28 protein-coding genes, 2 tRNA genes and 1 riboswitch are annotated in these 24138 nt (G+C 62.6%); of the genes, 21 read left to right on the top strand and 9 right to left on the bottom strand.

What is annotated here, in order from left to right; translation table 11 throughout:
• Window positions 1-2: 2 nt before the first annotated feature.
• The 3 genes from AC56DV_RS08990 to pilV form a co-directional block, all read right to left on the bottom strand.
• Window positions 3-635: a pilus assembly PilX family protein gene (locus AC56DV_RS08990; RefSeq protein ID WP_496313960.1), complete on the bottom strand. Its 633-nt coding sequence runs from the start codon at window positions 633-635 to the stop codon at window positions 3-5.
• Entirely contained in the window at window positions 635-1573 is a 939-nt protein-coding gene (locus AC56DV_RS08985; protein ID WP_496313959.1) for a PilW family protein, read from the bottom strand. Before AC56DV_RS08985 ends, AC56DV_RS08990 begins: the two co-directional genes overlap by 1 nt.
• A gap of 110 nt (window positions 1574-1683) precedes the next feature.
• Window positions 1684-2238 (bottom strand): type IV pilus modification protein PilV, encoded by a 555-nt coding sequence (gene pilV, locus AC56DV_RS08980; protein ID WP_496313958.1) that lies wholly within the window; start codon window positions 2236-2238, stop codon window positions 1684-1686.
• A 225-nt stretch (window positions 2239-2463) separates the two neighbouring features.
• On the opposite strand from pilV, the gene AC56DV_RS08975 reads away from it, so the two are divergent.
• Complete coding sequence (locus AC56DV_RS08975) at window positions 2464-3543, top strand: RpnC/YadD family protein (RefSeq protein ID WP_496313957.1); 1080 nt, start codon at window positions 2464-2466, stop codon at window positions 3541-3543.
• Window positions 3544-3550: 7 nt separating this feature from the next.
• On the opposite strand, the gene nrdR is transcribed toward AC56DV_RS08975, so the two are convergent.
• A complete protein-coding gene (gene nrdR, locus AC56DV_RS08970) occupies window positions 3551-4012 on the bottom strand; it encodes a transcriptional regulator NrdR (RefSeq protein WP_057157773.1) in 462 nt (153 codons plus the stop codon).
• 78 nt (window positions 4013-4090) lie between these two features.
• Complete coding sequence (gene glyA / locus AC56DV_RS08965; protein ID WP_496313956.1) at window positions 4091-5335, bottom strand: serine hydroxymethyltransferase; 1245 nt, start codon at window positions 5333-5335, stop codon at window positions 4091-4093.
• 90 nt (window positions 5336-5425) lie between these two features.
• Window positions 5426-5545, bottom strand: a riboswitch (ZMP/ZTP riboswitch).
• A gap of 84 nt (window positions 5546-5629) precedes the next feature.
• Here glyA and AC56DV_RS08960 point away from each other — a divergent pair.
• The 12 genes from AC56DV_RS08960 (at window position 5630) to AC56DV_RS08905 (ending at window position 12958) form a co-directional block, all read left to right on the top strand.
• Window positions 5630-6376: an SDR family oxidoreductase gene (locus tag AC56DV_RS08960; protein WP_496313955.1), complete on the top strand. Its 747-nt coding sequence runs from the start codon at window positions 5630-5632 to the stop codon at window positions 6374-6376.
• Window positions 6377-6482: 106 nt separating this feature from the next.
• Complete coding sequence (gene ybgC / locus AC56DV_RS08955; protein WP_056397459.1) at window positions 6483-6905, top strand: tol-pal system-associated acyl-CoA thioesterase; 423 nt, start codon at window positions 6483-6485, stop codon at window positions 6903-6905.
• Window positions 6906-6909: 4 nt separating this feature from the next.
• On the top strand, window positions 6910-7599 hold the full coding sequence (tolQ, locus tag AC56DV_RS08950; protein WP_496313954.1) for a protein TolQ: 690 nt from the start codon (window positions 6910-6912) through the stop codon (window positions 7597-7599).
• 15 nt (window positions 7600-7614) lie between these two features.
• Entirely contained in the window at window positions 7615-8055 is a 441-nt protein-coding gene (locus AC56DV_RS08945) for an ExbD/TolR family protein (protein ID WP_057157769.1), read from the top strand.
• Window positions 8056-8057: 2 nt separating this feature from the next.
• The gene (gene tolA / locus AC56DV_RS08940) at window positions 8058-8990 is read left to right on the top strand and encodes a cell envelope integrity protein TolA (protein ID WP_496313953.1); all 933 of its coding nucleotides are present in this window, start codon (window positions 8058-8060) and stop codon (window positions 8988-8990) included.
• A gap of 8 nt (window positions 8991-8998) precedes the next feature.
• On the top strand, window positions 8999-10273 hold the full coding sequence (gene tolB, locus AC56DV_RS08935; RefSeq protein ID WP_496313952.1) for a Tol-Pal system beta propeller repeat protein TolB: 1275 nt from the start codon (window positions 8999-9001) through the stop codon (window positions 10271-10273).
• Window positions 10274-10309: 36 nt separating this feature from the next.
• Window positions 10310-10837: a peptidoglycan-associated lipoprotein Pal gene (pal, locus tag AC56DV_RS08930; RefSeq protein ID WP_496313951.1), complete on the top strand. Its 528-nt coding sequence runs from the start codon at window positions 10310-10312 to the stop codon at window positions 10835-10837.
• 87 nt (window positions 10838-10924) lie between these two features.
• Window positions 10925-11692, top strand: a complete 768-nt coding sequence (gene ybgF, locus AC56DV_RS08925; RefSeq protein ID WP_496313950.1) for a tol-pal system protein YbgF — start codon at window positions 10925-10927, stop codon at window positions 11690-11692.
• Window positions 11693-11768: 76 nt separating this feature from the next.
• Window positions 11769-11844, top strand: a tRNA-Lys gene (locus AC56DV_RS08920).
• 29 nt (window positions 11845-11873) lie between these two features.
• Window positions 11874-11949 (top strand) — tRNA-Lys (locus AC56DV_RS08915).
• Between the two features lie 135 nt (window positions 11950-12084).
• Window positions 12085-12366, top strand: coding sequence for a hypothetical protein (locus AC56DV_RS08910; protein WP_496313949.1), 282 nt, complete (start codon window positions 12085-12087; stop codon window positions 12364-12366).
• 184 nt (window positions 12367-12550) lie between these two features.
• Window positions 12551-12958 (top strand): hypothetical protein, encoded by a 408-nt coding sequence (locus tag AC56DV_RS08905; RefSeq protein WP_496313948.1) that lies wholly within the window; start codon window positions 12551-12553, stop codon window positions 12956-12958.
• Between the two features lie 7 nt (window positions 12959-12965).
• Here AC56DV_RS08905 and AC56DV_RS08900 read toward each other — a convergent pair whose 3' ends face one another.
• The 3 genes from AC56DV_RS08900 to AC56DV_RS08890 all read right to left on the bottom strand — a co-directional run bounded on the left by AC56DV_RS08900 (window position 12966) and on the right by AC56DV_RS08890 (window position 14972).
• Window positions 12966-13673 carry a DNA alkylation repair protein gene (locus AC56DV_RS08900; protein WP_496313947.1) on the bottom strand — a complete coding sequence of 236 codons (708 nt, stop codon included), beginning with the start codon at window positions 13671-13673 and terminating at the stop codon, window positions 12966-12968.
• Between the two features lie 69 nt (window positions 13674-13742).
• Window positions 13743-14312, bottom strand: a complete 570-nt coding sequence (locus AC56DV_RS08895) for a DUF308 domain-containing protein (RefSeq protein WP_496313946.1) — start codon at window positions 14310-14312, stop codon at window positions 13743-13745.
• Between the two features lie 75 nt (window positions 14313-14387).
• The gene (locus AC56DV_RS08890; RefSeq protein WP_496313945.1) at window positions 14388-14972 is read right to left on the bottom strand and encodes a TetR/AcrR family transcriptional regulator; all 585 of its coding nucleotides are present in this window, start codon (window positions 14970-14972) and stop codon (window positions 14388-14390) included.
• A 148-nt stretch (window positions 14973-15120) separates the two neighbouring features.
• Here AC56DV_RS08890 and AC56DV_RS08885 point away from each other — a divergent pair, with 148 nt between their 5' ends.
• The 7 genes from AC56DV_RS08885 (at window position 15121) to AC56DV_RS08855 (ending at window position 22263) form a co-directional block, all read left to right on the top strand.
• Window positions 15121-16596: an AAA family ATPase gene (locus AC56DV_RS08885; protein ID WP_496313944.1), complete on the top strand. Its 1476-nt coding sequence runs from the start codon at window positions 15121-15123 to the stop codon at window positions 16594-16596.
• Between the two features lie 18 nt (window positions 16597-16614).
• Window positions 16615-17988, top strand: coding sequence for a hypothetical protein (locus AC56DV_RS08880; RefSeq protein ID WP_496313943.1), 1374 nt, complete (start codon window positions 16615-16617; stop codon window positions 17986-17988).
• A gap of 107 nt (window positions 17989-18095) precedes the next feature.
• The gene (locus AC56DV_RS08875) at window positions 18096-18539 is read left to right on the top strand and encodes a hypothetical protein (RefSeq protein WP_496313942.1); all 444 of its coding nucleotides are present in this window, start codon (window positions 18096-18098) and stop codon (window positions 18537-18539) included.
• Between the two features lie 101 nt (window positions 18540-18640).
• Window positions 18641-18844 (top strand): type II toxin-antitoxin system RelB family antitoxin, encoded by a 204-nt coding sequence (gene relB / locus AC56DV_RS08870; RefSeq protein WP_496313941.1) that lies wholly within the window; start codon window positions 18641-18643, stop codon window positions 18842-18844.
• Window positions 18845-18971: 127 nt separating this feature from the next.
• Window positions 18972-19223: a hypothetical protein gene (locus AC56DV_RS08865; RefSeq protein WP_496313940.1), complete on the top strand. Its 252-nt coding sequence runs from the start codon at window positions 18972-18974 to the stop codon at window positions 19221-19223.
• 62 nt (window positions 19224-19285) lie between these two features.
• A complete protein-coding gene (locus AC56DV_RS08860) occupies window positions 19286-20902 on the top strand; it encodes a family 43 glycosylhydrolase (RefSeq protein ID WP_496313939.1) in 1617 nt (538 codons plus the stop codon).
• A gap of 14 nt (window positions 20903-20916) precedes the next feature.
• Complete coding sequence (locus tag AC56DV_RS08855) at window positions 20917-22263, top strand: pectate lyase family protein (protein ID WP_496313938.1); 1347 nt, start codon at window positions 20917-20919, stop codon at window positions 22261-22263.
• A 1-nt stretch (window position 22264) separates the two neighbouring features.
• Here the strand turns inward: AC56DV_RS08855 and AC56DV_RS08850 are convergent, their stop codons facing one another.
• Entirely contained in the window at window positions 22265-23059 is a 795-nt protein-coding gene (locus AC56DV_RS08850) for an SDR family oxidoreductase (RefSeq protein WP_496313937.1), read from the bottom strand.
• Between the two features lie 98 nt (window positions 23060-23157).
• Between AC56DV_RS08850 and AC56DV_RS08845 the strand changes: the two genes are divergently transcribed.
• Window positions 23158-24138, top strand: coding sequence for an AraC family transcriptional regulator (locus AC56DV_RS08845; protein ID WP_496313936.1), 981 nt, complete (start codon window positions 23158-23160; stop codon window positions 24136-24138).

The following is a 24138-nucleotide window of genomic DNA, read 5'->3' as shown; positions in this document are numbered from 1 at the left end:
CCTCATGGCGCCCCTCCCCCATCGGCCTGCCGGAAACTGCCTTGCAGCACGACTTCGGTCGATTCCCGGGCGCCGAATCCGATGGCGGTAACGCGGTAAAAGTAATGCAGGCTGGCGGCGTCTTCGCCGGGCGGATGGTAAGGCACGCGCTCGATGATGTAGCGTGGCCGCCGGAATGGCAGAAAGCCCTGGCCAGTCTCCATCGCGGCTCCGGTGAAGCGCCCGAACGGCACCGAGCGCGAGGCGGCGCCGTCGTCGCCGATGTCCACGGTTTCCCATACGGGCGCCTCGCCGCCCGCGTGGGCGCACAGGCCAAGCGAGGGATTGTCGGCGCCCATGCCGCAGCCCGCGACAAAGCCCAGGCCATTGCCGGCGGCCAGCAGCGCGGTGCGGGCCGGCGCGCTGGCGGCGCTGCCATTGATCTCTTTTCCCGCATCGGCCAGCGCATCCTCCGCCGCCTGCAAGGCCACGTACCGGTCCCGCTCCGCGCGCGCCGCTTTCTCGCCCAGCATGGCCATGCGCGCAGCCGATGCGCCAAGCAGCAGCACGGCAATCAGCATCAGCAGCGTCACCAGCAAGGCGATGCCCTGCTCGGCGAGCATGGCATCGCCGCTCATTTGCCGGAAGACTGCCATCACGTACCTCCTGGATTGCGCAGCGCGATGAATGTTTCGAATGCGCGCCGCACGCGCTGCCGCTGGCCTTCGGGCAGCAAGCTCTCGTCAATGCGCACGCCCCGGTCGCTGCCGGCTGCGCTATTGGCATAGGCGCTCCCCAGCAGCTCGTATTGCGCAGGTTCCGCGCCGGGACGCGAGTAGGCTTCGCCATGGAGCAGCAATCCCACTTTGATGCTGGCGACGCGCTTCCACCAGGTCTTGCGGTTCAGGTCCTGCGCCCTGGCTGCGGCGGTGGCGCCCTCCAGCACCAGTTCGCCATCCAGCGCGCGGACGGCATCGGCGTTGAGATAGCGGTTGGGGATGCCGTCGGCGGGCGTGTCCGTGTCCAAGCCATACAGGACTTGAAAGGAATCGACACCGCGCACGATGGCGTCCGCGCCCCAGCTGTGGGCGCTCTTGTATTTGCAGCGCAGCTCGGCCACGCCGTCTCCGCCCATGGCGACGTAGAAAATGCTCCAGCCGCGCTGCACCTCAGTGCCGGCGGCGGCGATGCCGAAGCCGGCGCAGTTCAGCATGGAGCCGTCGGCGTCGGGGATGCCGGAGCCGGCGTAACGCAGGGCCAGCACGTCGCTGCCGTTGACGGAGTGCCCGAGCGGTTCGTCGATTCCGTTGGCCGTGCGCGTAATGCTGGCCGCGTCCAGCCCGCTGATGTTGGCGCTGGTTTCGGGCAATGTGGCGGGCGGCACGCCGGCGGCGTCCCAGTTCACGAATGCGGCTTGCCGTACTGCCTGGCCAACGATGGCCAGCGCGTAGCGGCCGCTGTCGTTCAGGCGGGCGCTTTCCGTGTGGTGGACATAGTTGGCGCTGGCGTTGACCACCAGCGCGCTGGCCACCAGCGTGACCAGCATGCCCACCAGCAGCGCCACGAACATCTCGACCAGCCCCAGTCCCCGCATGGCGTGTCCGCAGCGGCCTGGTTTCATCCGCCCGCCATGCCGGCATCCAACGGCAGCGCCGCTCGTGGCAGGCTTTCCGCCACTGCCCGCAACGGCACTCGCGCCGCAGCTCATGGCACAACTCCCGCCATCGCCAACGCGACGCCGGGCGCATAGCCGCCCTCGGCGTCCGTGGCGGGCGTGCCATCGGGATTCTTGCCGCGCCAGCCTATCTTGATGACAACCGCCGCACCCGGGCCGCCCGCGCAGGACCAGCGCAGCTGGCCGCTGGCCCACATTCCGGCGTCACGGCAAATGCGCGCCCGCCCGGCCGGCAGTTGCGCGGCCACTTGCCGCTTCAGGTCGTAGATATCGGCGTCGGCCATGGCTGCACTGTCGCACGCGGCGGCCCAGCATTGGCGGCCCGGTGCGGCCGGGACGGGCTCAGTGTGCGCGTCATAGTCCAGCGCCAGGTAGGCCGTCCCGATCTGGCCGGGGTTGGCCCGAATACGGTCGGCCATGGCCGACGCCATCTGCGCGGCGTTGCTCAGCAATTGCGATTCATAGCGCACGCGCATTGCCACCAGTTGCATGGCGCTGGCGCCCAGCACGCCGATGGCCAGCACGACCACCGCCACCAGCACTTCGATCAGCGCAAATCCGCGCACCCGCCGCTGCGACGCCATTCGCCACCTCCGCACAAGCCGACTGAGGGACAACCTGAATGCAAGTTAGCAGCGCACGCGGCGGCCGGTTTGACGTGCATCAAAGCCGAGGTAACTCTGCCTTGAAAAATTGCCGTCTGTTGCCGCTCGTCATTGCAGTCCAGAGTGAAACGTGCAAGGCGGAATTTCCGACTGTCCCTTGCGCCAGATCGAAGCGGCCCGGGCCAGGGCTACTAAACTGGAGCGATGCCAGCCAACTTTCCGCCTCCGCCGAACGAGAGTTACGACGCTCCCTGGAAAAGCGCCCTGGTCCAGTTTTTTTCCGATTTCATTGCCTTTTACTTTCCCGATATGCATGGCGCCATCGACTGGCGCCGGGCGCCTGAATTTCTCGATACTGAACTTCAGCAACTGGCGCTGGACGGCGCGCTCGGCAAAAGGCTGGCGGACCAGTTGGTCCGGGTGTACACACTGGATGGCCAGGAACGGTGGGTATTGCTGCACATCGAAGTGCAAGCCGACTGCGATCGAGAACTGCCCGAACGCATCTTCGTTTACCAGTACCGCATCTATGATCACTATCGCCGCGAAGTGGCCAGCCTGGTGGTGCTGGCGGACACGGTGCAGCGGTGGCGCCCTGAGTCATTCGGCTATGAGCTGTTCGGGTGCGAATTGCTGCTACGGTTTCGTACCGCCAAGCTGCAAGACTACGCGGACTGCATCGATGGGCTGCTGATGGATGACAATCCCTTTGCCTTGCTGACCGCAGCGCACTTGCTCACCCAGCAGACCCACCTCCAACCCGCACTTCGCCTGGCCGCAAAATGGAAGCTGACACGGTTGCTCCTGGCGCGTGACTGGGAGCGGCAACGTATCGTAAACTTATTTCATGTCATAGACTGGATCATGCGCCTGCCAACGGTGCTGGAGAACCAGTTTTGGCAGGACACCGTTGAACTTCAGGGGAGGCCAACCATGGAAAACTATATTCCACGCGGCGCCAGAATCGAAATGCAGCGCGAGCTTGCCCAGGCAAAGGAAAAAGCGATGCGGGACGGACGGCAGGAAGGGCTGCAGCAGGGCATGCAACAGGGCCTGCAGGAAGGGCTGCTGCAGGGTATGCAACAGGGCATGCAACAGGGCGTGCAACAGGGCGTGCAGCAAGGCCAGGCAACACTGCTCGCCCTGCAGCTAACCCAGCGTTTCGGGCCGCTGCCGGACGACATCGCAGCAATGGTCGCCAATGCCGGCCCGGCGCAGTTGCAGGATTGGGCCAAGGCCGTCATCGACGTCCGCAGGCTGGACCAGATTTTCCCGCGCCACTAAGCCGGCGCTAGGACTTCGGCGACTGCCCCACTTCTTCGATGGCGTCCTGGAACTCGGCCAGGTCCTCGAAGTTCTTGTAGACCGACGCGAAGCGGATGTAGGCCACCTTGTCCAGCCGCTTCAGCTCCTGCATCACCAGCTCGCCGATGTAGTGCGAATCGACTTCGCGCTTGCCGCTGGTGAGCAGCTTCTCTTCAATCGCCTGCACCGCAAGGTCCACCGAGGCAGCCGCGACGGGGCGCTTGCGCAAGGCCAGCGTCAAGGAGCCGCGCAACTTGGCCGCAGCGTACTCCGTGCGGCTGCCGTTCTTTTTGACCACGAAGGGCATCACAAGTTCGATCCGCTCGTAGGTCGTGAAGCGCTTGTCGCACTTGCCGCAGCGGCGGCGGCGGCGGATTGCGTCCCCCTCCTCCGACACGCGGGTGTCGAGGACGTGGATTTCTTCATGCTGACAGAACGGACATTTCATCTGGCGCGGCGCTTTCGAATGTTAAAAGAGCGCCGGACCGACACGGTCACGGCGCCCCTGATGTTACCAAGACAATGTTTAAGCGTAAACCGGATGCGCGTCAGCCAGCACCTTCACCGCCGCTTTTACGCGCTCGATGGTGGCCGCGTCGTGCGGATTGTCCAGCACGTCGGCGATCAGGTTGCCCACTTGCTCGGCTTCGGCTTCCTTGAAACCGCGGGTGGTCATGGCCGGCGAACCCAGGCGGATGCCCGAGGTCACGAACGGTTTTTGCGGGTCGTTCGGGATGCCGTTCTTGTTGCAGGTGATGTGCGCCTGGCCCAGGATGGCCTCGGCTTCCTTGCCGGTCAGGTTCTTGGCGCGCAGGTCCACCAGGAACACGTGCGACTCGGTGCCGCCCGACACGATGCGCAGGCCGCGCTTGATCAGCGTCTTGGCCAGCACGTCGGCGTTCTTCACCACTTGCTGCTGGTATTCCTTGAACGCCGGCTGCAGCGCTTCCTGGAAGGCCACGGCCTTGCCGGCGATGACGTGCATCAGCGGGCCGCCCTGGATGCCTGGGAAGATGGCCGAGTTGATGATCTTCTCGTGCTCGGCCTTCATCAGGATGATGCCGCCGCGCGGGCCGCGCAGCGATTTGTGCGTGGTCGAGGTGACGAAGTCGGCGTGCGGCACCGGGTTAGGGTACAGGCCGGCGGCGATCAGGCCGGCGTAGTGGGCCATGTCCACCATGAAGTAGGCGCCCACGGATTTCGCCACGGCGGCAAAGCGCTCGAAGTCGATCTTCTTGGAGAACGCCGATGCGCCGGCGATGATCAGCTTCGGCTTGTGTTCCTTGGCCAGCGCTTCCATCGCGTCGTAGTCGATGTCTTCTTCAGCGGTCAGGCCGTAGGACACCACGTTGAACCACTTGCCGGACATGTTCAGCGCCATGCCGTGGGTCAGGTGGCCGCCTTCGGCCAGCGACATGCCCATGATGGTGTCGCCCGGTTTCAGCACGGCGAAGAACACGCCCTGGTTGGCTTGCGAGCCCGAGTTCGGCTGCACGTTGGCCGCTTCCGCGCCGAACAGCTGCTTCACGCGGTCGATCGCCAGTTGCTCCACCACGTCCACGTATTCGCAGCCGCCGTAGTAGCGCTTGCCCGGGTAGCCTTCGGCGTACTTGTTGGTCAGCTGGGAGCCCTGGGCTTCCATGACCGCCGGCGAAGTGTAGTTCTCCGAAGCGATCAGCTCGATATGGTCGTGCTGGCGGGTGTTTTCCTTCTGGATCGCGGCGAACAGGTCTGGATCGACGGAGGACAGGGTGTGATCTTTTGCAAACATGAAAAAACTCCAAGTGAGAGAGTAAATCTGGCAGGTGGATCGAATGAGGAACGCCAATAAGCGAGGAGCAGCCTCTTCGTGCTTTCCATCGGTGGCTGCCCAGGCGAACGGCTGTTGAATTGAAATCTCACGTTCCCCGGTGGATGCCCACCTTTCGCCGACAGATCGCGCAAGCGCAGACCCGGCTTTTCGCCAGTCACGTGAGACGTAATGGAAGCCAGATTGTACTATCAACTCAGGCAATTACGCTACACTTGCCCTAATTTCCACTATGCCATCTTGCAAGGAACCAATATGATCGTTTTCATCACCGGCGCCAGCGCCGGCTTCGGCGCCGCCATGGCCCGCGTATTCACCGCCAACGGCCACAAAGCCGTCATCGCCGCGCGCCGCACCGAGCGCCTGCAGGCGCTGGCCGCCGAACTGGGCGACAAGGTCCTGCCGCTGCAACTGGATGTGACCGACAAGGCCGCCATCCGCGCCGCGCTCGACAGCCTGCCGCCCGAATGGCGCGAGATCGACGTGCTGGTCAACAATGCCGGCCTGGCGCTGGGCGTCAAGCCCGCCCACGAAGCGTCGCTGGACGACTGGGAAACCATGATCGACACCAACTGCAAGGGCCTGGTGACCATGACCCATGCCATCCTGCCGGCCATGGTGGCGCGCGGCAGCGGCACCATCATCAACATCGGCTCCACGGCCGGCGCCTATCCTTACCCGGGCGGCAACGTGTACGGCGCCACCAAGGCCTTCGTGGAACAGTTCACGCTGAACCTGCGCGCCGACCTGGTGGGCACCGGCGTGCGCGCCACCAACCTGGCGCCCGGCCTGTGCGGCGGCACCGAATTCTCCAACGTGCGCCTGAAGGGCGACGACGCTGCCGCCGCCAAAGTCTACGAAGGCACGGTGCCGCTGTCGCCGCAGGACATCGCCAACACCGCCTACTGGATCGCCACCCTGCCGCCGCACATGAACGTGAACCAGATCGAACTGATGCCGACTTGTCAGGGTTTCTCCCCTTTCACCATCAAACGCGGCTAAAATTGGCGTTTTCGCCGGAAAAACGTAAGCGAGTGTTACAAGATGCTCAAACTGGCCGGCGAAATCGCGTAGAATATTGCCCAATCTCATTAGTAGTCAGAACAACATGCCTTCAGCCTTTACCTGGAATGTCCGTGTCTATTACGAAGACACCGATGCCGGTGGCATTGTCTATTACGCAAATTATCTCAAATTTTTCGAACGCGCGCGGACCGAATGGCTGCGCGCGATCGGCGTTGACCAGCACGCCCTGCTGCAGGAGCACGACGCCATGTTCGTCGTGAAGAACGTCGCTGCCGAGTATCACGCGCCAGCCAAGCTGGACGATGTATTAAAATTAACCTTAAGTATCGAAAAGCTGGGCCGCGCCTCGCTGCAGTTCGTGCAGCAGGCCTGGAACGGCGATCAATTGCTCAACACGGCGCGCGTAAAAGTTGGTTGCGTCGATTCCGCGCTGCGTCCGCGCGCGGTTCCCGATGTGGTAGCGGCACGCATGCGCGGCGCCGAGTCATCCCCAAACTCAGACTGAAACAATGAACGTCACCCAAGACCTCTCCTTCATCGCCCTCATCTCCAACGCGCACCTGATCGTTCAGCTGATCATGGCGCTGCTGCTCGGTATTTCGCTCACCAGCTGGACTTATATTTTCCGCAAGATGTTCGCCGTGCGCGCCGCGCGCCGCCAGACCATCGACTTTGAAAAAACCTTCTGGGCCGGCGGCAACCTGCACGCGCTGCACCAGAGCGCCGGCAGCAACCGCGACCAGAGCGGCGCGCTGGCGCGCATCTTCGAAGCGGGCATGGGCGAATTCATCAAGGGCAAGGCCGCGCACGCCGGCAGCCGCGAAATGGACTCCGGCGCCGTGCTGGACGGCGCGCGCCGCGCCATGCGCGCCGCCTTCCAGCGCGAAATGGACGCGCTCGAGTCGCACCTGGCCTTCCTGGCCTCGGTCGGCTCGGTGTCGCCGTACATCGGCCTGCTGGGCACCGTGTGGGGCATCATGAACGCCTTCCGCGGCCTGGCCAACGTGCAGCAAGCCACCCTGGCCGCCGTCGCGCCCGGCATTGCCGAAGCGCTGATCGCCACCGCCATCGGCCTGTTCGCCGCGATCCCCGCCGTGGTCGCCTACAACCGCTTCTCGCACGATATCGACCGCCTGGCTATCCGTTTCGAGAGCTTTGTGGAAGAATTCTCCAACATCCTGCAGCGCCAATCGCGCTAAGCGGGGAGGACAACCATGGCATCTTCCTTCTCCAGCGGCATGCGCGGCAGCCGTGGCAGCCGCAAGCTGAAGTCCGAAATCAACGTCGTGCCCTACATCGACGTGATGCTGGTGCTGCTCATTATTTTCATGGTGATGCCGTCGTCCAACAACCCGTCGCAGGTGGACCTGCCGCAAGCCGAGCGCTCCACCCGCCCGCCGGACGATTACATCCAGATCATCATCAAACCCAACGGCGCGCTGTCGATCGGCGTGCAGGGCAAGAACGCGGACGCGCCGGAAACCGAGCCGAACCGCGACGCGCTGGTGCGCAAGCTGCGCAAGCTGCATGAAGCACACCCCGAGTATCCGGTAATGATCTCCGGCGACAAGGAAAGCAAGTACGACGATGTGATCCAGCTGATCTCCGAATCGAAGAAAATGGGCATCAACCGGGTTGGCCTGGCCACGAAGTAAGCATGACGATGAAACACGCAACCGCAGGCGGCCCGTACCGGGTGCCGAAACGCGACGACCGCTGGAGCTCGATCGGCCTGGCTGCGGCCATGCACGCGGGCCTGCTGTTCTTCCTGTGGGTGGGCGTGGCGTGGCAGAACACCGAGCCGGTGGCGGTGGAAGCGGAAGTGTGGGACATGACCACCCAGACCGCCGCCCCGCCCGCGCCGACGCCGCCGGAAGTGAAGCCGGAGCCCGAACCGGAGCCCGAACCGATACCGGCGCCGCCCCCCAAAGTGGTAGCGCCACCAGTGGAGGCGCCGCCGCCGGCCGTGGATCCGGACATCGCGCTGCAAAAGCGCAAGGCCAAGGAAAAGGCCGAGAAGGAACGCGTCGAGGAAGAGAAGCAGAAGAAGATTGAAGAGCAGAAGAAGCTCGACGAGAAGAAAAAACTCGACGAGAAGAAGAAGCTCGAAGAGAAGAAGCAGGCCGAGGAAGAGAAGGCCAAGGAAGACAAGGCCAAGGAAGAGAAAAAAGCCGCTGAAAAAGCGGCCAAGGCCAAAGCGGAAGCAGAGCAGAAGAAGCTGGATAAACAGCGCGAAGCGACTCTGGCGCGCATCATGGGCACCGCTGGCGCAGGCACCACCGGCACGGCCGCGAAAGCGACCGCGCCGCGCCTGGACAGCGGTTACGTGGCCGCCATTACCGCCAAGATCAAGAGCAACATCGCGTATGGCGGCAGCGACGTCGCCGGCAACCCGCGCGCCGAGTTCAAGATCGAGCAACTGCCAACTGGGGAAATTATTTCGGTCCGGAAGATCAAGAGTAGCGGTATTCCCGCCTACGACCTGGCGGTGGAAGCAGCCATCGCCAAGTCGTCGCCTTTGCCGAAGAAGAAAGACGGCTCGGTGGAACGCGAGATTACCGCGGGATTCAACATGAAAGATTTGCCTTGAGAACCAATATGAAAAAACTGACTAGCGTGACCAATGCACTTGTCGCCGCCAGCCTGCTGGCCAGCCTGAACGCCTACGCGCAGCTGAAGGTGGAAATTTCCGGCGTCGGCAGCAACCAGATCCCGGTGGCCGTGGCCACCTTCGCCGACGAAAACCTGGCCCCGAGCCAGGCCTCGGCCATCATCAAGGCCGACCTGGAACGCAGCGGCATGTTCAAGATCATCGACGCCGGCACGGTCAGCAACGTCAACGACGTCGACTACAACCAGTGGAAATCGCGCGGCGCCAACGCCATCGTGGTCGGCACCGTGAGCAAGCTGGCCAACGGCGCCTTCGACGTGCGCTACAAGCTGTTCGACACCATCAAGGCCACCAAGCTGTCGCAGCTGGACCAGTCCGCGCACCCCAACGAAACCCGCCTGGCGGCCCACAAGATCGCCGACGACGTGTTTGAAAAGCTGACCGGCGTGCGCGGCGCCTTCGCCACGCGCGTGGCCTACGTGGCCCAACAGGGCCGCCAGTACCGCCTGGTGGTCGCCGACTCGGACGGCGAGAACGAACAGCCGGCGCTGATCTCGAACGAGCCCATCATTTCGCCATCCTGGTCGCCGGACGGCAACAAGGTGGCCTATGTGTCGTTTGAGCAGAAGAAGCCGGTGGTCTACGTGCAGAACCTGGTCACGCGCGCGCGCACCGTCATCGCCAACGAAAAAGGCAGCAACTCGGCGCCGTCCTGGTCGCCGGACGGCAGCAAGGTGGCCGTGGCCCTGTCCAAGTCGGGCAACACCCAGGTGTACATCGCCAACGCCGACGGCAGCGGCATCCGCCGCATCTCGAACAGCTCCGGCATCGACACCGAGCCGCAGTTCTCGGCCGACGGCCAGTACATCTACTTCACCAGCGACCGCAGCGGCGGCCCGCAGATCTACCGCATGAGCGCCAGCGGCGGCGACGCCAAGCGCGTCACGTTCAGCGGCAGCTACAACATCAGCCCGCGTATTTCCTCGGACGGAAACACGCTGGCTTACATCTCCCGGCGCGACGGCGGCAACTTCCAGCTTTATGTGATGGATCTCGCCTCCGGCCAGGAACAACGCCTGTCCGACACCACCAGCGACGAGTCGCCCAGCTTCGCTCCGAACGGCAAGTACTTGCTGTACGCGACCGTATCGGGCGGCCGCAAATCGCTGGCTGTGGTGTCGGTCGACGGCCGCGTAAAGCAACGCTTGACGATTCAAGCGGGTAATATCAAGGAGCCCACCTGGGGTCCTTTCATGAAGTAAAAGCAGTCCTTTCATCAACGACCAGGAGAACTAAAAATGCGTAACGTTAAAAGCGTAGCCTTCATCCTCAGCACCGCAGCGCTGCTGTCGGCTTGCTCGACCCCAGTAAAAGTGGCAGAACCAGCACCAGTGGTGGAAAAGCCAGTGGCAGCCCAGCCTACCCCTGAGCCAACCCGCCCAGTGGCACCGGTAAGCACCGCTTCGATCGATCCACTGGACGATCCTAAAGGCGTGCTGGCCCAGCGCTCCGTGTACTTCGACTTCGACAGCTACGTCGTGCGCGAAGACGGCAAGCCAGTGGTGCAGAACCACTCCGGCTACCTGACCAAGAACGCCAAGCGTTCGATCCTGATCCAAGGTAACACCGACGAACGCGGCGGCGCAGAATACAACCTGGCCCTGGGCCAGAAGCGCGCTGAAGCCGTCCGTAAAGCCATGACCGCCCTGGGCGTGCCAGAGAGCCAGATCGAAGCCGTATCGCTGGGCAAGGAAAAGCCTAAAGCCGAAGGCCACAACGAAGAAGCATGGGCGCAAAACCGCCGTGCCGACATCGTCTACAAGTAATTCCGTAGTCGCAGTATGGCAACACACGGGGCGGCGCGCAGTTTATACTGCGCCCTGCCCCGTTTCTCTTTTGAAAGCGCACTGCACATGATGACACTGACCAAATCCGGCCTGCGTTCCGCTGCCGCCGCCCTGCTGGCCGCCAGCGCCTTCCTGCCGCTGCACGCCGGCGCCGCCCTGTTCGACGACGACGAAGCCCGCAAAGCCATCCTCGACCTGCGCGCCAAAGTGGAAGCCATGCGCGCCGAGCTGAACGGCCGCGTCGACAGCAAGGCCGACAAGTCCATCGCGCTGGACATGAACAACCAGCACGAGCAGACCATGAGCGAAATCGCCAAGCTGCGCGGCTCGCTGGAAGTGCTGGCCAACGAACTGGCCAACACGCAAAAACGCCAAAAAGATTTCTACGTCGACCTCGACGCCCGCCTGCGCAAGCTCGAGCCGCGCCAGGTCACCATCGACGGCAAGACCGCCGCCGTGGACCCGGCCGAGCAGAAGGCCTACGACGCGGCCATGCTGCTGTTTAAGTCCGGCGACTTCAAGACTGCAGCCGTTGCCTTCGCCGAGTTCGTGCGCCAGTACCCGGAATCGGGCTACGCCGCCAACGCCCAGTACTACCTGGGCACCACCCACTATGCGCAGAAAGACTGCAAAGCGGCCATCCTGGCGGAGCAAGTGGTAGTGAAAGCCTACCCGGACAGCCCGCGCGCGCCGGAAGCCATGCTGCTGATCGCCGGCTGCCAGACCGAGCTGAAAGCGGTAGCCAATGCCAAGAAGACGCTCACCGAGCTGATCAGCAAATACCCGGACAGCGAATCGGCCGCCACCGCGCGCGAGCGCCTGAAGGGCAAGTAAGCGCTTTGCGGCAAGTCTGATGCTCATGAGCATTTGACAGGACGGCGGGACACCCCTATAATCTTGCTTCTTTCGGGGGTCGTTAGCTCAGCTGGTAGAGCAGCGGACTTTTAATCCGTTGGTCGCAGGTTCGAATCCCGCACGGCCTACCACTCGAAAGAAGCCAAGGTTTCATACCTTTGGGTCGTTAGCTCAGCTGGTAGAGCAGCGGACTTTTAATCCGTTGGTCGCAGGTTCGAATCCCGCACGGCCTACCAAGAATAATCAAGGAAGCCCACGAATTTACGTTCGTGGGCTTTTTTGTTTGGTCCCGTCAAACATCTTGCGCTGCTTCAAATGCCCTCTGCCTGCAATGCAGTACCCTCGTCAGACACCTTTGACAGGAGCCCAGCATGCAGCCGTCCGACGAAGAAGCATTCGAGAACGCGATAGAATCACTGGAGGCAACCGCAGCCAGCGCAGGGATGCACCTGGAAATTGATTCCACCGCCCGCCGAATTTACGCGCGCGAGATAAAGTTGATGTCGGACGACCTTCGCCGCGATGTTGCCAAAGGAAAGTTGACGTGGCCACAGGCGGCGGAGCAGGCCCAAGCCACGCGGAACGCCGTCATGCAGCTCACCAGATCGCGCACCACTCCTGTCGCCCGCGCGTTCGCAGAGCACAAGACATAGCGGCTGGCGCTCTCGCGGGGTTGGCGTGCGGCCCGGGCGCGCCGGTATGTGTGACAATTGGCGCGTTTGCCGGGGTGCACTAGCGGCCTTCGGCGCTGGTTTTATATGGTAGAGCAAGCTCGTGAGATTACTCTCGACCGCTGAATTCACGTCACGGCTGGCGTCGCCCTACACGGATAAGGAGTTGGCGACTTCCGAACTGCTGCTCGACGGTAAGCCGACCGGGATGATCGTGGACGGTGCGGTGCTGGAAGCGGCGGTGGAATGGCAAGGCTGCCGCATCGCGTTCTTCACCGACGACATCCCCTTCGAAGACATGCTGCGCATTTATATGTTCGACGCCGATCTGACATTGATCGATGCGGCCGTACTCGGTGGAATGTATTCCACCGGCACCTTTGCTGAACTGAACCTGCAGCCGCCGAATACGCTGACGTTTCGCTTCATCGGCGGCATCACCTGGCGCATGGTGCTGCTCGGCGAGCGGGAATTTGCCCTCCCCTTCCTTTCCGATCCACGCGGCGTAAGCCGAAAGTTCAAACTTTTCAGGCGCTTCCGGATCGAAGGCAAGCTACAGCCCGAGAGAGGCTAGCCCTGGCTCAGCACTTGATGGTCTTGCGCTTCTTGCCCATAGTGCCGCGCTGCCGGACTTTGTCGATGTACTCCGGCGCCGACGGCACCTTACACGCGGTATCGCCCATCTCAACGGTGACGGTGCCGAGTGCTTTCCCCACTTCCTCGGCCAGCGTGCTCAGCGGCGCCACATAGCTGCCCACTGCGATCACAAAGCCATTCATCACATACCGCACCCGGTTCGGCTGCTGGTGTATCGTCTCTTGCACGCGCATCAGCAATTGCCTGAGCTCTTCCAGATCCAGCTTGCTGTCGTCGGTGATGGCCACCAGTCCGCTCAGGGTGGCCCAGCCGGCCGTGGCGATTTTTTCCGCCTTGGATTCTATCCACGCCAACGCCAGTTCGTGCCCGTGCAAGCTTTCGCTGGCCACCCACGCCACCGTGTATTCGCTGGTGGCCAGGCAGCTGGAGGTGTCGGCCCAGTGCTGCAGGTCGGCGCGAGTCATGGCGCGGTCGTCTGCTACCAGGCCGGCCAGGTAGCGGGCGTCGTAGATGCCGCTGTCATAGAGGTCCAGCGCCAGCTGGTAGTCCTTCTTGATCTTTTTCTGAAAGACCTTCAAGTCCTCAATCTTCACCCCCAGCAGCGGCTCCGGCACGCCGTGCTTGAGCAGTACGTTCTTGTAGGAATCGCGGCCCAGCGGCTTGAGCTGTTCGATGATCTCTTCGGCGGTCATGCTGTTCTCCCGGTTCGCGCGGCATTTTTTTGCACAATTTATCACGAACGGAAACACAGTCCCCTGCGACTAGCCATTCCGGCGCCGAGCCGCGAGTTTTAACGACAGTGCCGAAACCAGGAAGTAGAACGCGCCGAATCCTGCATAGCCGGTGACGGTGGCGATGGACGGCACGGTGGGAGTCTGCGCCTGGAAAATGAAGAAGGCACCGGCAAGCGCCGACTGCGCACCGCTGAGCACCATCGCCCATTGCGCGCCGGACAATTTCCAGCGCCGCAGCGCCGTGCCCAGCTGCAGCAGCCCCGACAGGATGGCCCACACACCGAACACCCCAAGCACGTGATTCATGTCCGGCAGCGCAATCCAAACCGCAGCGGCCACCACCAGGCTGACGGCGACGTTGGCCAGTTGGGTCCGGTTGCGGGCGAGACCGCCGCTGCGCGTGCCGTCAACCAGGTTGGCCAGCGCGTCCCAAAGGGGATAGACAACCAGCAGGAAGGCGGCGATGCCGGCCGAATGCGCCGCCAGGCCGACGGCGGCGAGTACCCAGGCGAACGCAACCACTGCCCGGGTGAAGTAATACGTCATTAGCCAGCTTTCGTTGCCTGCTTGACCCTGCACTGCATGCGAGTTTTCCATCGGGTGTTCCTTTAAAATAATACCTTCCTACCAGTTGGTAGGTTTGGTTGTTAAAAAAAAGCGCCTATCGGACAATCAACCCTTTGCCGAGATGCGCTCCAGTTGCGTATCCATGATGGCGCCGAAGATGCCTGCATCCCCGTAAGCGCGTGCCGACAGCATCGCGCCATGCACCGTCGCCATAAACGCTTCCGCCTCGACGCGCGGCGCCTGGCGCAGCGAGATGGCGCCCTGCTGCACGCCGCGTTCAAACAGGGCCGTCAGCCATCCCGACAGGAAACGAAAATACGCGCGGATTTCCAGCGCCACTTCGTCCGGCAGCACGGGCAGTTCGCTGGCCAGCAAGGCGCAGATACAGAAAGGCGCGCTGGCATCGCCGATGCAGGTTTTCCAGTACTGTATGTACGCGCGCAGCTGTTCCAGCGGATGCGGTATGCCGTGCTCCAAGTGCTGGACACCCTCTTCCGTCTCCTCGCGATAGCGGCTAAGGAGCGTCTTCACCAGATCGACTTTGCTCGGGAAGTGGTGATGGATGCTCGCCTTGCGTATGCCTACCACGTCAGCGATGTCAGCGTAGCTGAAGCCCTTATAGCCGCGAGCGACAATCAGCTTGCGCGTGCAGGCCAGAATATCGTCTGATGTGGTGGAGAGTTTGTTCATGAGCGACAGCCTACCTTCTAGTAGGTTTGGAGTCAAGTCATTTGCCCGGTGCCTATCTATTTTGCAAGTTAGTTTCCACTGGGCTAATATCTTGTGCGCGCCAGCCAAGCAAGCGGCGCCTTCGGTAGATTGACACTCGGGATCCATTTTGCACACACCACTACAGAAAATCCTCTACGGCCCGCCGGGATCGGGAAAAAGCACGAAAGTCCGCCGCATCGCAAACGAACGCGGCATCAGTGCATCGAACATAGTTGAAACCACTTTCCACCCTGATTACACGTACGGCGATTTCGTGGCCAAAATCATGCCCACGACGCTGCTGCGCAAGGACGCGGAAGGACGAAGCAGCTCGGTCATCCGGTATCAGATCCATGTCGGCCCCTTCATCAAGGCCTTGGCCTTGGCGCTGCGCAGCCCGGAAGAAGTACTGCTGGTGATCGACGAGATCAACCGTGGCAACGGTTCCGCCATCTTCGGCGACATTTTCCAGCTGCTCGACCGCGCCGACACGGGACGTTCCGTCTATGGCATCACGCTGAGCGATCTGGTGTTCAGTGCGCTCATGAAGGAATTCGGCTGGACTGAGTGCGAAGACGGCGCCTGGCTGAATGAGGCGATGGTGCCGATCCGTCTACCGGACCGGGCAGCCATGGATGACAAGCTGGCCGCGCTGCTCGACTTTCTCGGCGCCAGCGGCCCCGGCACGGGCAAGCTGCAGATTCCCGCGAACCTGTCCATCCTGGCCACCATGAACACCAGCGACGAGTCGGTCTACATGATGGATACCGCGTTCAAGCGGCGCTGGGCTTTCGAGTTTATCCCTTGGGACTATGCCAGCGACAGTCCCGAAAACGGCATCCAGTGCAAAGCCGAGGTCAAGCTCTCGGATTCGACTACGCTGTGCGGCTGGCACGAGTTCCTGGGCAAGCTGAATTCCTTCATTACCCGGTATGCCCCTGGCACTCGCCTGGAGGACAAGCTCGTCGGCCTTTGGTTTATCAAGGCTGGTCCGACACGACTACACGATGCCATGAACGCACTCAAAAAGAGTGCGGAGGCCTTTTCCTACGATGCGCCACAACCATTTCTCGATGAAATTGCGCGCCAGAAGCAAAACATGCTGGCTTCATCCGATGTGACGAGATTCGCCGAACTGGAAAATACGCTTCAACAATTCGTGAAGCTGTGCACGCCCTTCGAGTCTTGGGAGAGGGCCTATGCCTCCAGCATAAAATGGAACGCACTGCATGCAGAACTCTTCAACGGCAATCCGCCGGGCCTGCCTGATGAAAAACTATGGGAACTGAACAATTGCGTCATTGGCACGGAACGCTGGCAATTTCCCGAGCCGCCCTACCCACGTGACAGGCAAAGCTTCAAAGCCAATCGCGGCGCCTTTTTCTCGGCAATCATTGACATCTACTTGAACAGGGCGGCGCTCGTCATTCCCGATGATGCCCTGCAATACAAGCTGCTCCATTTTATTTGGGACAATATCTTCTATCGCGAGAAGACCAAGCTTGCCACATATATCGGCCTGGAAAGCGAGCAGCTTCGCACCTTCGATCAGTTTTTGCGCAAGAGGGACGACTTCCTTCAAGCCATCCTGAAAGAAGCTTGAGCGGAACGGCAAACAACCATGAGCTGGGAAAACCTGGAAATCCGCCGCGACAGTCCGGCAGCAATCGGCGTGGAACACCACAAGGATGGTTCCGCCATTCTCCATGTCCCGATTGCGTATGTACCCGACCTGAACAGTGCGGAAACGCGGCGCGAGGTATTTGTCGAAATTTTCCAAGTGCTGAAGCGCTTTAGCGGGCAGTTTTCATCGGCAAAGCTGTTGGCGGGTGGAGAAAGCCTCACCAGCATACGGAAGAAAAACGGGCAATCCCGAGTGCTAAGCGACCAGCCGGCGGACCCGGCCGGCTATTACCTGCTGGACTTGCTCAGCCAATTACTCGGCGAAATAGCCGATCCCAGCGTGCTGACGGTCGCCAGCCGGCAGCAGATGCGGCACGGCTATCTGGACACCAGGCAGATCAGCAGATACTTGCACCTGGCGCTGTTCCAGGACGATGGCAGCGCCGTATTCGAGGGCATGCCGGCGCGACAGTCCATCGTGCGGGAGGAAAGCTCGGACCTTATCGGCCTGGCCGCATGGCTGTGCCGCGACTTGCTGAAGTATTTTTACGCGCACGACCTGGCCGAAGAGTTCGAAGTAGACGCCGCCGCCGAACTAGACATCGTCGCGGATGCATTCGCAGCCAAGCATCTGCACCACGAGATGGCCTGCGTCATGACCGATGCCGAATCAGCGAAGCAATTGCGCGAAGCGCTGCACACAGTGGAGACCCGGACCCCGTTCAAGGCGCCCAAGTTCGAAGACATTTTCGACACCGTCGACAAATTGCTGAGCTCAGCGATCAGCAAAAATGGCCAGTTCTTTGGCGTGGAAAAGTTCTACAACGTTTGGGAAAGCCTGGGCCTGCAGTCTGCCCTGGCCATGTTCCCTGCCGAGCAAGTCTTTAGCTGCGACACGCAGTTCCTCCTGGCACGCTCAGCCCAACGCCCCGATAAGAACCGGTGGCAAAAAAACGCCGCTGCGGCATTCGACAAGAACGCCATCGCGCGCCGCCCGGACCTGGTGCTTGCCCCGCTCGACGCCAATGGCCTTTGGTCAGTGATCGACTTCAAATACTATCAAGCGGAAACGATGCGCGATTTCCCGATTGCCTGTGGGCGCGGCAAACACGCAATCGAGGAAAGGCTTGCGGAAAAACTCCAGGACGACCTTATCTCAGGCGAGATTTATCGCATGCTGCTGGCGAACCATTTGAATGAAAATGGTGCAGCCCTCTCCCACGAAGACATCTGTCTCGAGTTCTGGATCCCCGGGCTGGAAAACAGCGGCCCCCACCCTATCCACCTTGAATCTGAATCAGGCCGCTTTTCGCACCTGTATTACCGGACCGTATGTATCCGCGACGCCGCCCGTCAGTATATTTCGTCCTGACCGCGCAGCCCTATGCTAGAGTTGTCAATTCCACAGCAAAAGTAAAAACCATGCAGACTTTACTCGGCCGGATGAAATACCTACGCAATGCCGAAGCATTCTGCAGCTTGGCCTTACCCGCAATACTCTGCTACGACTGGCGCAAGTCGGGCGATCCGATCACCTGGGAGATGCGGGCCGCCGCGCTTATGCTGATCAGCTACATCCTGCTGCAGGGCGTGCTGTACTGGCACCTGAAGCTGCAGTCGGTCGTGCAGCGCCAGCCGCTCCCGGCATATTTCCAGCCCTTGTACCGCTCTTTCAAACATTCCAACTGGCTGGTCATCGCTGCCGTGGCCGCGTTCATCTGGGCCATGAACGATGCCGGCGCGTGGACTGAAGACCTGACATGGTCGTGCGGCTTGCTGACGTTCGCAGTGCTGGAGCAAATCAACTATTACTACTACCAGCTGATGTACGACACGCGTGCCGCCTTCGCCTACTTGCGCCGCAACGGCCGCCTGCGCAAGGCAGCGCTCGGACTGGACCTGAAGCGCCAGAAAGCCGCGTAGCCTCCGCTTTATTTGGGCACGTACTGACAGAGTGACATAGCTCAATCTTCGTGACCGCTCCGAGCTTGCTCTTCGTTCGCCTGCCGTATAATCATCCAATCATGAACACCTCTACGCCGCCGTTTGGGTCCGAATTCGCCACGGTTGAAGAAGCCGAGGCCTATGATCGCTGGTTCCGGGCGAAGGTCCAAGCGTCGCTGGAGGACCAGCGTCCAAGTATCCCGCATGATCAAGTAATGGCCGAGCTAAGGAAAATCCTCGAAGAGAAGCTTCCGCCTCATGCTTCCGATCCGATGGCGCGCTGAGGTACAGGCCGCTCCTGTCTTCCGGCCACCACCAAATAATCATTTGGCCTGACCAAATATAAAACCGGACTAGCCAATCGCGATTTTCCTATGGCATACTCGAATTCCTATCCGGAGGAATCGCGCCATGCCACTTGCCTCACCCCGCCCGCCCCTGCAACGTTTGATTTCCTCCGCATTACCCGGTCTGCTGTTTGCGTATTCGGCCCATGCTGCTGCGCCGCTCGGGGTGGAAGTGTCGAACGCCATATTGCAACGCTACACGCCCACCATCGAGGCCATGGGGAATTATGGCTGGGACCATTCGAACAGTGTCGTCGTGCACGGCATGGAGAAAATTTACGGGCGCACAGGCGACAAGGCCTATCTGGAGAAGTAGGCGACGAGCCCGCCCTGGCGTAAAAAAAGCCTCAGTTCACGAACACCCACATGGAATCAAGCATGCGTCTAGCAGCCGTCCTCCTGGCCTTGTCGGCCCCCGTCACCTCGTTCGCCGCAGCGCAAGGCAACGCACCCTGCACCAAAGAGCTGGGCAATCCCTTCCTGCGCCACTGCCAGGACTGGGCCCGGGGCATCGAACAGCAGCGCAAGGCGGACCTGGGCAACGGCACCTACCTGAACCCCATCATGGCAGGCGACCATCCCGATCCCAGCGTGCTCAAGGACGGCGACGACTATTACATGACCTTTTCGTCGTTCGAAGCCTATCCCGGCCTCACCATCTGGCATTCGCGCGACTTGGTGAACTGGCAGCCGATCGGCAGCGCGCTGAAGAAGTACGTGGGCAGCGTATGGGCGCCCGAGCTCACCAAGCACAAGGGCCGCTACTACCTGTACATCCCGGCCAAGCTGCCCGGCAATAACAACATCTACGTGGTCCACGCCGACAATATACGCGGCCCCTGGTCCGAGCCGGTCGCGCTGAGCAATACGCGCATCGACCCCGGCCACATCGTCGGCGAGGATGGCAAGCGCTACCTGTTCCTGTCGCACGGCGACCGCGTGCAGCTGTCCGACGACGGGCTGAAAATCGTCGGCCCCATGCAGCACGTCTACGACGGCTGGAAATACCCGGAGCACTGGGACGTGGAAGGCTACGCGCAGGAAGGCCCGAAGATGACGCGCCACGGCGACTACTACTACATGACGCTGGCCCTGGGCGGCACCGCCGGTCCGCCCACCGGCCACATGGTGGTGTCGGCGCGCTCGAAATCGATCCACGGCCCATGGGAGAACTCGCCCTACAACCCCATCATCCGCACCGAATCGGCGGCCGAAAAATGGTGGTCCAAGGGCCATGCCACGCTGGTCGAAGGGCCGGGTAAATCGGGCTGGTACATGATGTACCACGGTTACGAAAATGGCTTCCACGCCCTCGGCCGCCAAGCCCTGCTGGCGCCCATCGTGTGGACCGACGACGGCTGGTTCAAGGCCGCCGACCATGATGCCGGCAAGCCCATCCCCAAGCCGGCCGGCGGCAGCGCGGTGCCGCACGGCATGGCCCTGTCGGACGATTTCTCGACCAACAAATTCGGCCTGCAATGGAGCTTTTTCCGCGGCGGCATCGACGAGAACCAGCGCGTGCGCTACCGCGACGGCTTATTGGAACTGGAGGCCAAAGGCAGCTCGCCCGCCAACAGCTCGCCGCTGACTTTCCTTGCCGGCGACCAGGCCTACCAGTTCGAAGTGGACATCGATTTCGACGAAGGCGCGCAGGCGGGCGCCCTGCTGTTCTACAACGACAAGCTGTATGCCGGCGTGGGCGTGAACAAGAGCGGCTTCATGCTGCACCGCTATGGCATGGACCAGCCGCGCGGCGAGAAGCCGGCCGGCATGGCCAACAAGCTGCGCATGCGCGTCACCAACGACCGCCACATCATGACCATCCACACCAGCATCGACCAGGGCAAAACCTGGCACAAGTACGGGGTACAGATGGAAGTGTCCGGCTACAACCACAACGTCGCCTACGGCTTCATGAGCTTGCGTCCGGCCATCTATGCGTCCGGCAAAGGCAAAGTCCGTTTCAGCAACCTCGTCTACCGCGCCCTGCCGTGAGCCACTGGAGCACCATGCGATTCCCTCGTATCCGCATCCGCACCCGCATCTATGTCCTCCTTGCCCTCGCCTGCGCCTGCTTCCTGCGCGCTGTTCCGTCCGCCGCCGCGCCGGCCATGGACCGCGCCGCGATCGATGTGCGCGGCTGGGCCGCCGACACCAGGGGCGGCGCCGGCGGCGCCATCGTCCGCGTCACCAATCTCAATGCCGGCGGCGAAGGCTCGCTGGCTGCCGCGCTGGCCACCGACGGCGCCCGCATCATCGTGTTCGAAGTGGGCGGCGTGATCGACCTGCAAGGCGCCACGCTGCGCATCAACAAACCTTACGTAACAGTGGCCGGCCAGACCGCGCCCCATCCCGGCATCACGCTGATACGCGGCGGCCTGTCGGTATCCACCAACGACGTGATCGTGCAGCACATCGCCGTGCGCCCCGGCGAAAACGGCAAGCCGAAAAAGAGCGGCTGGGACGCCGACGGCCTGTCGGCCGGCGGCGCCAGCAACCTCATCGTCGACCATTGCAGCTTCAGCTGGGCCACCGACGAAAACCTGTCCGCCTCCGGTCCGCGCTTCAACGGCAATGGGCCGGACGACTGGCCGAACCACACCTCGCGCCGCGTCACCTACAGCCACAACATCATCGCCGAAGGCCTGCGCGATTCCACCCACGGCAAGGGCGAGCATTCGAAGGGCACGCTGATCCATGACAACGCCGAACAGATTCTCCTGTACGGCAACCTGTACACCTCCAACGTGGAACGCAATCCGCTGGTGAAGGGCGGCGCCAAGGTCGCCTTCGTCAACAACCTGATCCACAATCCCGGCAAGCGCGCGGTGCACTACAACCTGATCGCGCACGAGTGGGGCGAACGCGCACCGCGCACCGGCGCCGTCACCATCATCGGCAACGTGCTGCGCGGCGGACCGGACACCGGCGCCAAGGTGCCGCTGTTCAGCCTGGGCGGCGTGGGCGACGTCAGCCTGTTCATGCAGGACAATATCGCCGTCGATGCCAATGGCGAGCCGCTGCCCATGACGGGCCGCTACACCGCCGACACCGCCAGGATCGTGCCTGCGGAGTGGCCCTACCTGCCGGCCGGCCTGGCGCCGCTGCCGGCGAACGGGCTCGAAAGCGCGATCTACGCCAGCGCCGGCATGCGCCCGTGGCAGCGCGACGCGGTCGATTTCAAGATCCTGTCCGACGTGGCCGAAGGCCGGGGCCATATCGTCGACAGCGAAGCGCAGTCGTCCGGCTACCCCAACTACGCGCCCACGCGCAAAGCCTTTGCCGCCGGCGACTGGAACCTGGCCGACATGTCGCCCAAGGCCGGCTGGCAATCGCTGGTGGCCAAGCGGCCATAACTCAAGCTTGCACGGCGCCGATCGCCTTGAGCTGGCTATCCATGGCATCGACCTGCTTCGTCCGGGCCAGTGCAACCGCATCGGCGCCCGCCGCAAAGCGAAGTTGGCCGGTCGTGTCGTTCGCCGCCCGCCAGACTTCCTGCGCCACGTCCGCTTCGGTGGTGACGGCCGCCGGCTGGGTGAACGCGGCGAACACGCTCCCCGCATAGGGCGCGTAGGGTTCCGGGATCAGCCCCTCCAGCCGCGCGCCGGTGTTCGCACTAAACGCCGTGCCCGGGCCGTAGCCCGGCTGCACCAGCTTCACCAGCACGCCGAACTCCGCCAGTTCGAACGCCAGCGACGCGGTAAAGCCCTCCACCGCCGTCTTGCTGGCGGTGTACGCGGCCACCAGCGGCATCGGCGCCAGCACGGCGCTGGAAGTGACGTTCACCACCACGCCCGAACGGCGCGCCCGGAATTGCGGCAGCACGGCTTGCGTCATCGCCATGGTGCCGAAAGTGTTGGTGTCGAAGACCTCGCGCACGGTGGCCATCGGCGTGGCTTCGAAAGCGCCGAACAGGCCGATGCCGGCGTTGTTGACGAGCACGTCGATAGGGCCGCCCGCTTCGATCGCCGCCGCAATGCTTTCCGGCCGGGTGACATCCAGCGCCAGCACGCGCATGCGCTCGGAGCGCGGCAGCAAGTCTGCGCGCGGCACGCGCATGGTGGCGATCACGTTCCAGCCTTGCGCGTGGAAGTGGCGGGCGGTTTCCAGGCCATAGCCCGAGGAGCAGCCGGTAATCAGTACGGTTTTCATGGTGTTGTCCGTTGTGGTTGGGAGAGCCGCAACGATAGCGAAGCCGCGCCGGACGGACTACAATGAAGAGTCCATACTTCATTTGCCATCGTCCACCAATGAGCGATCCCCTGTCCCAGCTGATTTCCCTGTTCCAGCCGCGCGCGGTGCTCTCGAAAGGCATCAGCGGCGCCGGCGCGTGGGCGGTGCGCTATTCGGCATTCGGCCAGCCGGGCTTTTGCGCCGTGCTGGAGGGCAGCTGTTTGCTGGCCGTGGACGGGCAGGACGCCGTCACCTTGGAAGCGGGCGACTTCGTGCTGTTGCCGGAAACGCCGGGCTTCACCATGTCCAGCTTCGAGCCGGCGCTGCCCAGGCAGGTTGTGCCGGACGCCACGGACCCGGCGCAGGCCGAAGTGCGCCACGGCCAGCAGGACGGCCCACCCGACGTGCGCCTGCTCGGCGGCGCCTTCGCATTCGATTCGCCGGATGCGGCCATGCTGGTGTCCCTGCTGCCCTCCATGGTGCACGTGCGCGGCGTGGAGCGGCTGGCCGTGCTGGTGCGCCTGCTGCGCGAGGAATCGCTGGCGGACAGGCCGGGCCGCGAACTGGTACTCACACGGCTGGTTGAAGTGCTGCTGATCGAGGCGCTGCGGCTGGCGTCCAGCCACGATGCGCCGCCAGGGCTGCTGCGCGGCCTGGCCGACGAGCGGTTGGCAGTGGCCATGCGGCGCATGCACAGCGAGCCAGCGCGCGCGTGGACCGTGGCGCAACTGGCCAGCACGGCGGCGCTGTCGCGCTCGGCCTTCTTCGAACGCTTCTCGCAGGCGGTGGGGCTGCCGCCGATGGAATATCTGCAGGCCTGGCGCATGGCGCTGGCCAAGGATCTGCTGCGGCGCCAGGATCTGGGCCTGGCGCTGGTCGCGGAGCGCGTCGGCTACAGCTCGGCCAGCACTTTCAGCACTGCGTTCAGCCGCCATGTGGGCCTGCCGCCCAGCCGGTTCGCAAAGATGTACCGCTTTGTATCCCCGCGGCGCGCGGACACAAATCCTCCCGATAGCGCCGCAAGCAGGACAAACAGGCGATACATGGAACGCGTGTAA

The organism is Massilia sp. BGA-UO-ETr-WB1 (genome assembly GCF_059567845.1).
This window is presented reverse-complemented; position numbering and strand designations above follow the sequence as displayed.